Origin of the sequence: Rickettsia sp. Tenjiku01 (assembly GCF_001653015.1) — a bacterium.
GTDB classification, from domain to species: Bacteria; Pseudomonadota; Alphaproteobacteria; order Rickettsiales; family Rickettsiaceae; genus Rickettsia; species Rickettsia rickettsii.
On record NZ_BCMR01000006.1, the window covers coordinates 47,811 to 59,648 of the forward strand.

The window sequence follows — 11,838 nt, forward strand, 5'->3', positions numbered from 1 at the left end:
GAATACTTCCTAAGCCATACAGACGAAAAAGAAATATTGTTGTAATGAGAAAAATGTAGGTGATAGTTAAGAATGACATATAAACCTTTGTAAAAAACTATTTTTAATATATAGTTATTTTTTAGCATTAAAAATAGCAATTTTATTAAATATAGAGATTTTTAATAAATAATAATTGTATTTTAAAAAGAAAATATAAAAGATAATCATCAAAAAAACCAATAAAATAATATATATATAATGGGACGATTGTATGAAAGATATAGAATATTGGGAAAAAAATTTTGAAAACTGTAAATATTCAGATCAATTAATCGAAAGGCTTTTATTTTTAAATACCCAAGTAAAACAACCTATCGATATTAGAGAAGTTCAAAAAGGTATTTATTATGCTCGTAAATATCATGGTGAGCAAATGCGTCAATCAGGTGACCCTTATTATTCTCATCCAATCGCAGTAACGATTATGGTAGCGGAATTTGTAGCAAAAGAAGTGCCTAAACTCTTTACTTTTAGAATGCTACAAGCTGCATTACTTCATGACACTATTGAAGATACTGAACTTACTGAAGAAATAATTAGCAATATTTTTGATGAAGAAGTAGCAAGGCATGTAGCAGGTCTAACTAGAATTAAACCTTGGGGCAAAATAAGTAGCGAGAAAAGTCTTAGTTTATTAATTAAACAAAAAAGATACGATACTGCTCTTATAAAACTTTTTGATAGAATACATAATTTACAAACTTTGGAAGCAAAATCGCCTGAAAAAGCTCATAAAATAATTAAAGAGACGTTAAAAAGCTTTTTAGTGTTAAGTGAAATACTTGAAATACCTTCAGTTTCAGAGCTTATATATGCTGAATGTTATAAAAATAATTTAAAATTTAATATAAATTCTACTTTTAATAAAATTATAAATTGCGATTCGTTTCCATTTTCTCAAAATAAGTTACTCCCATAAAAAAAGTTATACCTACCGGAATGAAAATTAAAAATAATCCCCAATATCCTAGATAATTGGTAATATAAACTAAACCAAATGACGTTATAATATAAGTAAATAATTTTGCTATTGCACTTAGCATACTAGTATATGTAAATCTCTTAAAAACCGGAAAATATTTATAAAATATAGGAGCTGCTGGTACGTGATCAAATACGAATAATGCAGCTAAACATTGAAAAATAAAAATATATACAGGAGTAGGGTTATAATTTAACATTATAGGAAAAAAAATGAGAGAGGTAAAAAATAGATATAATTTTACCTTTAGGATTTTTAAAGGATGGATTTTATAGCTAATAAATGCAAGACCGATAATACCGAGTAAATCTATTATAGATACCCAAAAATTTTGATTTATAATTTGATTTGGAGTAAATCCACATTCTCTTTTTAATATATCACCGCAATATATATATACGAAATAAAAACACGGTGGTCTAGCACACTGGATAAAGAAATACCAAATAGAAGTGGTGTTTGGAACTTTTTGATCTAGAATATCTTTGTCAATTTCTTCAAGCATAATATTATTTTCTTGAAGTCTTAGTTTTAATTTGTTTCTTTTATTTGAAAATGCCTCTGCTTCTTTTAAACTAGTCCTTGCAATAGTACCTACAAAAGCGATAGTTGCACCAACGAAAAAGGCTATACGCCAACTTGACTCATGGTGATAAATATTTTGATTGGTAAAAATTGATGCAATACCTAGTGCTACCGTAGTGCCTACGGCAGAAAATACGGTTATAATTGTTACTAATGGATATTGTATAGGAGGAGATGAATTTTCGGTTAAGTACAGCTCTGCACCTCGTGCTTCTGCAGTTGCTGACATACCTTGAATTATACGACATATAGTAAGAACCCAAGAGGCTGTTATACCTATCTGTGCATATGTTGGCATGCTGCCTATAATCACACAAGTAATAGCCATTAATAGGGTAGTTAAAACAACTACAATCTTACGTCCAAAATGATCGCCTATATACCCAAATATTAATGCTCCTATAGGTCTTAGCAAATAGGTAGAACAGAAAGAAAAGGCAGTAAGCAACGAAAAAGTGAAAGGATCATATTCCGGAAAAAATAAATTATTTAAAAGCACCGCCATATGCACATAAAGCATAAGGTCAAAATACTCTAGAAATGTACCTATAGAAAGTAATCCGACTGCTTGTTTTTGTTCTGTATTTAAACTTCTTTGTTCTTTTTCGTAGCCTAACATAACCTTTGTATATTAATTAGATTACAAAATAAGCTATACTGCTTTTGATGCAAAGTCAATAAAGGATTAAGAATTTTTAATAAATATTGTAAATATTTAGGTTTCGTAAAGTTATCTAACTTAAAATTTTCAAATTATCTATTTTTCTCTGAAAGCTTTAAATGCAGTATCAGTAACGGGATCAAGTAAATATCTAAGTAGTGTTCTAGTACCTGTTACGATTTGTACCTCAGCTTGCATACCGGGGTGTAATTCAAGATTTTTAATTTTAGCAACTTTGTTAAATTCATCCATATCGATTTCAACTCTTGCAACATAATAATTATCTTGCTGTTGTCCCGGATGCTGTCTTTCATCTTGTACGATATCGGGAGATATGCTTACTACTTTACCGGTAAATGTTGGAGTTGTTCTTGATTTAAATGCACTGAAACGTATTTTTGCAACTAATCCCTCATGTACTGAGTCAATGTTTTTTTGAGATACCTTTGCTTCTATTATTAATGGGTCATTAGTTGGCGAAATTTCCATAATAGGTTGTCCGTGACTTATAACACCGCCTATTGTATGATATTTTAAATTATTAACTATACCGTCAACAGGTGATCTGATTATCACACGATTAAGCGAATCCGTCAGGGCATTATATTTTTCTTTAAGAGATGCGGTTTGTACTTGAGCTTCACGAAGCTCTGTTAAAGTCCGTTCAGTGTATTTATTTTGTTGATTTATAATTTTAATTTGAGTTTCGGTAATAGCATGGCGTATTCCTGCTATTTCGGCTTCAGTTGTTGCAACATCGCTTTTTGAAGCGGCAACTTTTGCCTCTTGGTCTAATAAGGCTGCTTTTTGTACAAAGCCTTTTTCTTTTAACGTTCTTAAAGCTTTTAAACGGTCTTGATAAACTTCAGCAGTTTTGGAGGCGGCAACTTTTTTTGCTTCTAAACCTTCAATTTTTTTCTCAAGTTGAGCAATATTTTGATGTAATGCATCTTTCTCTGAGTTATATACTTCTTTTCTAGATCTAAATAAATTTTCCTGCGTATGAATTATTTTAGCTACTTCCGGTAAATTGATATCCTGCATTAGAAAATCAGAGAATTCGATTTGTTCTAAATTATCACGTTCGGCAATTAAACGATTTTCAGTTGCTAAAAAATTACGGTACTGACCAAGAATATTTTCATGTTCGCTTTTTATTCTAGTTTCTTCAAGCTCTATTAATTTATCGCCTTCTTTGACTTTATCACCTTGCTTCACATAAATAGCATTGATTATTCCGCCTTCATGATGTTGAATCGTTTTTTTATTTGTGCTTGGCATTACGATACCGATAGCTACAGCACCACTATCAAGCGGAGCAAGAGCCGACCATAATCCACCTATTAATACTAAAAAGATTATAACATAAACACCGAAAAGTATAGGTGATCTTGCAGCTTGGGCTACGTTATTACGATCTTTATCGGTTTTCTTGGTAATAAAATTAACAAACCTATCAAGTTTTACTAATAAGAATTCTATAGCATTAGAGGTTTTCTTTAATGTAGTATTTATTAAAGCTTTACGTTTAGAACTTTGACCTTTAAGATTTAACACATCTTCTCTTAAGGACAATAATTGTTTTAATTGTTCCGGAGTAATGTGAGGTTTATTGTGTTTTAAGTCCTGCATAATATTTAATCATTATTATATTTAGTCAGTATTGTTTGTATTTTGCGTCATTGCGAGGACATGACGTAGTAATTGACGAAGCAATCTCGATAGAATTCATGAGATTGCCACGCTCACTAAAGTTCCCTCACAATGATGATTTGGAAGCCATGCAACAATACCAATCAAGTCACGATATGACACTTTAGTTATTAATATGAATGGTACCGCTTTTTAAAGTTTTAAAGTGTTTTTGAATCTCTTCTTCCGTTCCGTAAACTGCAACGGCTCCATCCTGTAATATTAGAATTTTATCAACAACGGATAATACGGATGGTCTATGTGAGATTACAAGAACTGCTATTCCTTTAAGTTTTGCTTGTTTTAAGGCACTTGCAAGGGCAACTTCACCTGCCTCATCTAAATTAGCATTAGGCTCATCTAAAATGATGAGTTTTGGATTACCGTAAAAAGCTCTAGCAAGCCCGATACGCTGTCTTTGACCACCTGATAGATTAGAGCCTGCAGGACCGATATCAGAATCATAACCGTCAGGGAATCTTAATATCATTTCATGAGCTCCGGCTATTTTAGCTGCTTCAATAACTTTTTGCGGATCGGCATCTTCTTCCATTCTAGCTATATTTTGTTTAATACTACCGCTAAAAAGTTCTATTCCTTGAGGAAGATAGCCGACATGTCTACCGAAATCTTCTCTATTCCAACGATAAATTTCAGCACTATCTAAACGTACGGAACCTGATGATTCTTTCCATACCCCGACTATGATTTTAGCTAAAGTTGATTTTCCTGTAGCCGAAGGACCGATAATTGCTAAAACTTCGCCCGGTTGTACTGCAAAACTAACGCCTTTTAAGATATATTTCGGTACGGGAGGTTGCGGTAAATATTTCGGTATAGGGTGAGCATAATAAATATTTTCAACAGTAAGATGACCATCAACGTTCGGAATTGGCATCGTTTCGTCTCTAGAAGAATAAGTGTTAAATAAATTATTAATGTTTTTGTATGATTTAATAGCACCACTCATACTTTTCCATAAATCAATAGCATTATCGAAAGGAGCAAGAGCTCTACCGACTATGATAGAACTCATAATCATATTACCGGGAGTCATATCTGCACTGTGAGATTTTACAACAATGTAAGCACCGACTCCGGTAACAGCCATTTGCATTATATTACGGATAAACCTTGAAAAGTTAGAAATAACACCGTTACGATAGCTAGCAACCGATTGCTTATCAAGTGCTAATATGTTAAATTTATGCCAATTTTTTGTAACATTCTTCATCATTCCCATTGCTTCAATTGCTTCTGCATTTCTGTTTGCAATATCGGCTTGTGTCATACCTTTGATCGAAAATTCGGTAGCTTCACCAAGTGTTTTATTAGTAGCTGCAGCGTTAAAGAAAGCGGTTGAAACTATTATAATTGCACCAAAAACGGTAATAAGACCGATATATGGATGAATTGAAAAAATAACCGCAATATAGATAAGGCTCCAAGGGGCATCGAATAAAGTATTAATTCCGGTACTTGTTAGGAATGTTTTGACGGCTTGAAAATCACGTAATAATTGGCTAGAACCCATATTTGCTCGTGTTGCAGCTGCAGAAATTGAAGAAGCAAAAATTACGGGAGCTACTGTTCTATCAAGCCATTCTCCGACCTTTATAAGTGTAAAAGAACGAGCAATTTGTAATAATCCGTAAACAAAATAAATATATGCGATTATTATTGATAAAAATAATAATGTTTGTAGATTACCGCTTCCAAGGACTCTATCAAGAACTTGTAGTGAGTAAAGAGGAGTAATTAACATTAGTAAGTTGATTACAAAAGCAAACCAAAAGACTATCCAAAAAGCTGTTCTACATTCGCCTAATGCTATTACTAGTGGGTTTTTTTTATTTAGATTATTATTTTTATTATCCATATTAGTTATATTATAAATAATTATTAATTAATTCTTCAGCAATTTGAACACTGTTTAAAGCTGCTCCTTTACGTAAGTTATCACATGTGATCCATAGATTTATCGTATTATCTCTACTTACGTCATTTCTAATTCGGGAGACATATACGGCATCTTCGCCTACCACTTCAACGGGTGAGATATACGCAAGGTAATTATTATTAGAAATTGTAACAATTCCATCGGCATCTTGTAATATTTCTTCGACTTCTTTGGCATCAATTTTGTCGTTAAATTCTATGTTAACCGATATAGAATGACCGATAAATACTGGTACTCTAACAGAAGTAACGCTAGCTTTAAAGTGATTACCTATAATTTTGTTTAGTTCAGAAGCAATTTTTGCTTCTTCACTTGTATAGCCATCTTTATTTAAATCACCTATATGAGGAAAAAGATTAAATGCAATCTGTTTTGGAAATTTCTTAGGATCATTCTCTCCAAAAACATATTTAGATTTTGTTTGGTCGTAGAGTTCGTCCATTCCTGCTTTACCTGCTCCTGATACTGATTGATAAGTAGATATCACTACTCTTTTAATCTTTATTTCATTATCTAGCGGTTTTAATGCTACTGCAAGCGGAATGACGATACAGTTAGGGTTAGCTATGATATTTTTAGTATTAAACTCTTTAAGTGTTGATAAATTAACCTCAGGTACAATTAACGGCACTTGATTATCAACTCGAAAAAGTGAGGATTTGTCGATAACTACACAATTACTAGCAGTAGCTTTTGGTATAAATTCTTTTGACACTTCTGAACCTGCACAAAAAAAAGCAATATCGATATCGTCAAAATGTAAACTTTTTAAACTATTAATTTGTAGTATTTTTTCTCCAAAGCTTATTTCCCGCCCTAGAGAGCTATCTGAAGCTATAGCATAAACTTTATTAATGGGGAAATTACGCTCAGCTAGAATATTTAGAGTTTCACGCCCTACATTTCCTGTAGCTCCGATTACTGCAATATTGTATTTTTTAGTCATTATTTATTAATCCGATGAGTTTTTTACCTCCGATAATATGGAAATGGAAATGAAAAATAGTTTGTCCCGATTTCTCACCTTGATTAGTTATTAAACGATAACCGTCTTTATCTAAACCCGCTTCATTTGCTATATCAGAAAGTTTAGCAAAAAAATGTTTTATTTCGTCTATAGAAGCTTTAGAGATGAAATCGGCATAATCTATATATTCGTTTTTAGGTATAACGATAATATGTACAGGTGCTACGGGTGCTATATCTTTGAATGCTAAAATTTGTTCGTCTTCATAAATTATGTCTGCCGGAAGATTTTTACCTATAATTTTTGCAAAAACATTTTCTTTGTTATACATCATTTTATTCCTGTTAAAAGCTTTATTGTATGGCTTAATTTTCCGTCATTGCGAGTAAAAAATGTAAGTTTTGACGAAGCAATCCAGTAAGAAATGCTAATTTTAGCATTTCTTTAATTTTTTTCTGGATTGCCGTGCAGTCTACGACTACTCGCAATGACGATTTAATATTTATGAAACCACGTTGCTGTTAAACAAGCATACTACGTTTTAGAAATTTTAATTCAGCTTCAATTCTAGAGTTGGCAATTATTATATCTTCTAGTCGGTAATTATTTCTTTTTAAATGATTTTCTCTAATATCTGAAGCAAAAAAGCCGAAGCCTAATATTAAGACTATCTTAAATATAAACTTTAACTCTTCAATATTAATCGCCGTAACGATTATATTCGCTATTACGGCAATAGCAACAATTAACCACATTTTATGGTATAATGCCCAAAATATACTTAAAAGAGCCGCTATCCATGAAAAGCCTTCTGCAATAACAATAAAATTATTATTTTTTTGTGTGGAGTTAATGTATATTGCGTATATATTCATTATTTAAGTTTAAGCCTTGAAAATTCAAGGGACAATAATTAATTAAATTGGATTAGTCAAGTATACTCGTTTAATTTGGAAAATTGGCTACGTCGTTTTGGTAAGTCCTTGGATGCTCACGTATTAATATACGCTCCGCTCCTCGGCTTACAGACTCCTTGCTCTTTTCCAAATTAAACTTCGTCTATTCGTCTACTTAACAGTAATTCTAATAGTACTTAATTAACAACTTAATATCAATAAATTTTATATTATGTCAGATAATTTATCCTTACACGGTACAACAATACTTTGTTTAAAAAAGAACGAAGAAATAATTATAGCAGCAGATGGACAAGTCTCGCATGGTAATACCGTACTAAAATCTACAGCACGAAAACTTCGGACTATAGCAAATAATAAAATTATTGCCGGTTTTGCGGGTTCTACGGCTGACGGTCTTGCGTTATTTGAAAAGCTTGCAGTAAAGATAGAGCAGCATAAGCATAATTTACTTAGAAGTGCAGTTGAGCTTGCAAAAGATTGGCGTAGCGATAAATATTTGAGACGTTTGGAAGCAATGATGATTGTTGCTGATCGTAGTCATATATTAATTTTAACTGGTAACGGTGATGTCGTAGAGCCTGAAAATAATGTTGCAGCAATAGGTTCAGGCGGTTTATTTGCGCTATCTGCCGCTCGCGCTCTCATGTCTTACGAGAATAATTTAACTGCTGAAGAAATTGCTTTAAAATCTATGAATATAGCTGCAGATTTGTGTGTATTTTCTAATCATAATATTATAATGGAAAAAGTTGTATGAAAGCTACTAAAACTACTTATAAAAAAGACCCTATGGGGCTTACCCCTTCTCAAATAGTGAATGAACTTAATAGATTTATCGTAGGTCAAGAAAAGGCCAAAAAAGCTGTTGCTATTGCACTTAGAAATCGTTGTCGTCGTAAAAGAGTAGAAGGTAATTTACGTAATGAAATAGTACCGAAAAATATTTTAATGATTGGTTCAACCGGTGTCGGGAAAACGGAAATAGCAAGACGCCTTGCAAAGCTGACTAATTCTCCTTTTTATAAAATTGAAGCAACTAAATTTACCGAAGTCGGATATGTAGGGCGTGATGTAGAATCAATAATTCGTGATTTAGTCGAAATAGCCGTTAATACTGAAAAAACTTTAGCAAAAACGAAAGTAGATATTCATGCCCGTGAAAAAGCGATTGAGAGAATATTAGATAGTTTAGTAGGTAAAACTTCTAGTAGTGAGACTAGAGAAAAGTTCAAAGAAAAAATTTTAAACGGTAAACTTGATGAGACGGAAATTGAAATTAGCGTAGCTGATACTACACCTGTCGGCGGTGGAAGTTTTGAAATACCGGGTATGCCGGGAGCATCTATGGGCGTTCTTAATCTTGGCGATATGATTGGACGAGCCCTTGGCAGTAGTAAGACTAAAACAAAAAAAATGCTAGTTAAAGATGCTATGGCTATTATTATACCTGAAGAATCAGAAAAATTAATAGACCAAGAAAAAATTATTCAGCAAGCTATAAATTTAGCTGAAAATGACGGTATAGTTTTTATTGACGAAATTGATAAAATAGCTTCAACTGGTAGTTCCGGAGCAAAAAATGCTGAAATAAGTAGAGAGGGAGTGCAAAGAGATTTGCTACCTTTGATAGAGGGCACGACGGTTAATACTAAATATGGACCGGTTAAAACCGATCATATATTATTTATTGCTTCCGGTGCTTTTCATATTGCTAAACCTTCTGATTTATTACCGGAGTTACAAGGAAGGTTACCGATTAGAGTAGAATTAAATTCGCTTACCAAAGATGATATGATTAAAATATTGCTTGAGCCTGAAACTAGTTTAATAAAACAATATTCGGCGTTAATAGGTACTGAAGACGTACGTCTTGAATTTGCTGCTTCTGCTATTGAGAAGATAGCGGATTATGCGATCACCGTTAATTTAGAAGTCGAAGATATAGGGGCTAGAAGGCTGCATACTATACTTGAGAATTTGCTTGAGGATATAAGCTTTGAAGCTAGCGAAATGAAAGGCAAAAAAATAACTATCGATGATAAATTCGTAGAAAATCAATTATCAAAAATAATAACTAATCTCGACTTAGCTAAGTTTGTTTTATAGTACGTTTTTCAATCAATGGTTAAGGTGAGATTGTTATTTTTCATCATTACGAGGCAATTACGTCAGTAATTGACGAAGCAATCTCAGGAGTTTGTTATTATTTCATGAGATTGCCACGCAGCCTACGGCTGCTCGCAATGACGATTTAGTAGTATCCATGCAATAACATCTACAACCTAGCAAAATAGTATTTAAAATTTCATGATAAGGCATATAGCAAGTCTAACGTATTAAAGCAGTGTTATCTTCTATAGGGTTTGCACTACATACTAAAAAGATTTTAATAAATTTAGTTCTGGCAGATTTAGTAAAAGAAGGAAGCCACTTCGATCTTGCGATTGCTTGTGCGATACTTACCGCAATGAATATTTTATCTGAACTTGAAATTGCGGAATATTTGATAATAGGAGAGCTATCATTAGACGGTTCAAGCTTACCGGTAAGTGGAGCTTTACCTGCAGCGATTGGGGCTTCTGTTAGAGGTAAAGGTCTTATTTGTTCAAGTAAAAACAGCTCGGAAGTTGCTTGGTCGGGTAATGATAATATACTTGTTGCAGGTAATTTAATTGAACTAGTAAATCCTTTTAAAGGTTCACAAGTTTTAACTCCTCCGGAAGCTAAGCTACAAGATGAGCCGATAAATTATCCCGATTTTAAAGATATAAAAGGTCAAAAAATTGCTAAACAAGCTTTAGAAATTGCAGCATCAGGTGGCATAACCTTTTAATGTTTGGTCCTCCCGGAACCGGTAAATTAAGACTTGCTGCCTGTCTTCCCAGTATACTACCTAAAATGTCTACAAAAGAAATTTTAGAATGTAGTACGATTGCAAGTATTGCAGGAAAATTTTTAGACGGTAAACTTACCAAAGCAAGGTCGTGTAGAACTCCACATTATTCATGCTCATTGGCCGCTATGGTCGGTGGTGGTGTCGGAAAAAAAGTAAAGCCTGGGGAAATTACGCTAGCTCATAACGGAGTATTATTTTGAGATGAACTACCTGAATTTCCACAGCATGTTATTGATGCATGAAGATAGCCTATTGAAAACGGTGCAATACTAATCTCACGATCAAATACTCATATAAAATATCTGGCAAATTTAATAGCAGCTATGAATCCTTGTAAATGCGGTTATTGAGGCAATTCTTATAAAGAATGTATGAAAAGCTCCAAAATGTGTTAGCGACTATCAAATGAAAGTATCGGGACCTATTATGGATAGATTTGATTTGCATATAGCAGTATCTAGTATTAATGTTTATAATTATGACTTGATTGTAGATAACTCTGAGGAAGAATCTGAAGATAGAGCTGCAAGAGTTGAGACAGTACTTTTAATTCAAGAAAAGAGATATGAGGGCTATAATATTAAAACAAATAACAGATTAGATGGGCAGTTGTTAATAGATTATGCTATGCCTGCGGATGAAGGTAAAGATTTACTGAATGAAGCGGCAAATAAATTTTGTTTATCAATGCGTGCTTATAACCGAATACTTAGAGTAGCACGCACGATTACTGATCTTAAGAATGTTGATAAGGTCTTGAAAGTGCATATTGCAGAAGCTTTGAGTTACCGTAAAATGGAATTTAATAATATGTATACGAAGATCAACTTCAAAAATGCTACGTCGTCCTACAAGAGCTTCGGTACTCACGTATTAAGTATACGCTGCGTTCCTCGCCTTGTGGACTCCTTGCTCTTTTTGAAGTTGATCTTCGTATACTGTCTTCATTTTTTGCAATATATTTAAGATGATGTAAGGATAAAAAATATGAGTACTACAATAAGTTTTGATTACGATATTAAATATTTATTAAAAGATAAAAGGGATTATGAAATAGTCGAGGGATTTATTTCGGCTATTCTTAAAGATGCTGGTTATAGTGCTGTTAAAATAAAAGTCCCTTACTAGAAAGT

The 11,838-nt window shown here is 32.9% G+C and carries 13 protein-coding genes and 2 pseudogenes; 8 read left to right on the forward strand and 7 right to left on the reverse strand.

Features of this window, described 5'->3' with window-relative positions:
* The first annotated feature begins 253 nt into the window (after positions 1-253).
* Entirely contained in the window at positions 254-961 is a 708-nt protein-coding gene (locus TENJIKU01_RS02095) for an HD domain-containing protein (RefSeq protein ID WP_064429024.1), read from the forward strand.
* Here the strand turns inward: TENJIKU01_RS02095 and TENJIKU01_RS02100 are convergent.
* The 7 genes from TENJIKU01_RS02100 to TENJIKU01_RS07200 all read right to left on the reverse strand — a co-directional run bounded on the left by TENJIKU01_RS02100 (position 912) and on the right by TENJIKU01_RS07200 (position 7,936).
* Positions 912-2,228, reverse strand: a complete 1,317-nt coding sequence (locus TENJIKU01_RS02100) for an MFS transporter (RefSeq protein WP_064429025.1) — start codon at positions 2,226-2,228, stop codon at positions 912-914. The two genes, TENJIKU01_RS02095 and TENJIKU01_RS02100, sit on opposite strands and share 50 nt — an antisense overlap.
* A 138-nt stretch (positions 2,229-2,366) precedes the next feature.
* Positions 2,367-3,902: an HlyD family type I secretion periplasmic adaptor subunit gene (locus TENJIKU01_RS02105; RefSeq protein WP_064429026.1), complete on the reverse strand. Its 1,536-nt coding sequence runs from the start codon at positions 3,900-3,902 to the stop codon at positions 2,367-2,369.
* A 184-nt stretch (positions 3,903-4,086) separates the two neighbouring features.
* Positions 4,087-5,841, reverse strand: a complete 1,755-nt coding sequence (locus TENJIKU01_RS02110; protein ID WP_064429027.1) for a type I secretion system permease/ATPase — start codon at positions 5,839-5,841, stop codon at positions 4,087-4,089.
* A gap of 10 nt (positions 5,842-5,851) precedes the next feature.
* Positions 5,852-6,868, reverse strand: a complete 1,017-nt coding sequence (gene asd / locus TENJIKU01_RS02115; RefSeq protein ID WP_064429028.1) for an aspartate-semialdehyde dehydrogenase — start codon at positions 6,866-6,868, stop codon at positions 5,852-5,854.
* Positions 6,861-7,220: an HIT domain-containing protein gene (locus tag TENJIKU01_RS02120; protein WP_064429029.1), complete on the reverse strand. Its 360-nt coding sequence runs from the start codon at positions 7,218-7,220 to the stop codon at positions 6,861-6,863. The genes asd and TENJIKU01_RS02120 overlap by 8 nt, the downstream gene beginning before the upstream one ends.
* A gap of 190 nt (positions 7,221-7,410) precedes the next feature.
* Positions 7,411-7,764 carry a DUF2628 domain-containing protein gene (locus TENJIKU01_RS02125; protein WP_064429030.1) on the reverse strand — a complete coding sequence of 118 codons (354 nt, stop codon included), beginning with the start codon at positions 7,762-7,764 and terminating at the stop codon, positions 7,411-7,413.
* A 70-nt stretch (positions 7,765-7,834) separates the two neighbouring features.
* Complete coding sequence (locus TENJIKU01_RS07200; protein ID WP_014410558.1) at positions 7,835-7,936, reverse strand: palindromic element RPE5 domain-containing protein; 102 nt, start codon at positions 7,934-7,936, stop codon at positions 7,835-7,837.
* A gap of 81 nt (positions 7,937-8,017) precedes the next feature.
* Between TENJIKU01_RS07200 and hslV the strand changes: the two genes are divergently transcribed.
* From hslV to TENJIKU01_RS08805, 7 genes and pseudogenes are all read left to right on the forward strand, one after another.
* Entirely contained in the window at positions 8,018-8,566 is a 549-nt protein-coding gene (gene hslV / locus TENJIKU01_RS02130; protein ID WP_004996101.1) for an ATP-dependent protease subunit HslV, read from the forward strand.
* The gene (hslU, locus tag TENJIKU01_RS02135) at positions 8,563-9,915 is read left to right on the forward strand and encodes an ATP-dependent protease ATPase subunit HslU (protein WP_064429031.1); all 1,353 of its coding nucleotides are present in this window, start codon (positions 8,563-8,565) and stop codon (positions 9,913-9,915) included. The genes hslV and hslU overlap by 4 nt, the downstream gene beginning before the upstream one ends.
* Positions 9,916-10,153: 238 nt before the next feature.
* A complete protein-coding gene (locus TENJIKU01_RS02140) occupies positions 10,154-10,642 on the forward strand; it encodes a magnesium chelatase domain-containing protein (RefSeq protein WP_064429032.1) in 489 nt (162 codons plus the stop codon).
* A pseudogene (locus TENJIKU01_RS09490) lies at positions 10,642-11,055 on the forward strand (ATP-binding protein). Before TENJIKU01_RS02140 ends, TENJIKU01_RS09490 begins: the two are co-directional and overlap by 1 nt.
* A gap of 43 nt (positions 11,056-11,098) precedes the next feature.
* Positions 11,099-11,161, forward strand: a pseudogene (locus TENJIKU01_RS10340) (ATP-binding protein); the annotation flags it as partial.
* A 27-nt stretch (positions 11,162-11,188) separates the two neighbouring features.
* Positions 11,189-11,671 (forward strand): ATP-binding protein, encoded by a 483-nt coding sequence (locus TENJIKU01_RS02150; RefSeq protein ID WP_304440529.1) that lies wholly within the window; start codon positions 11,189-11,191, stop codon positions 11,669-11,671.
* A 21-nt stretch (positions 11,672-11,692) separates the two neighbouring features.
* On the forward strand, positions 11,693-11,833 hold the full coding sequence (locus TENJIKU01_RS08805; protein ID WP_172795015.1) for a hypothetical protein: 141 nt from the start codon (positions 11,693-11,695) through the stop codon (positions 11,831-11,833).
* Positions 11,834-11,838 lie beyond the last annotated feature (5 nt).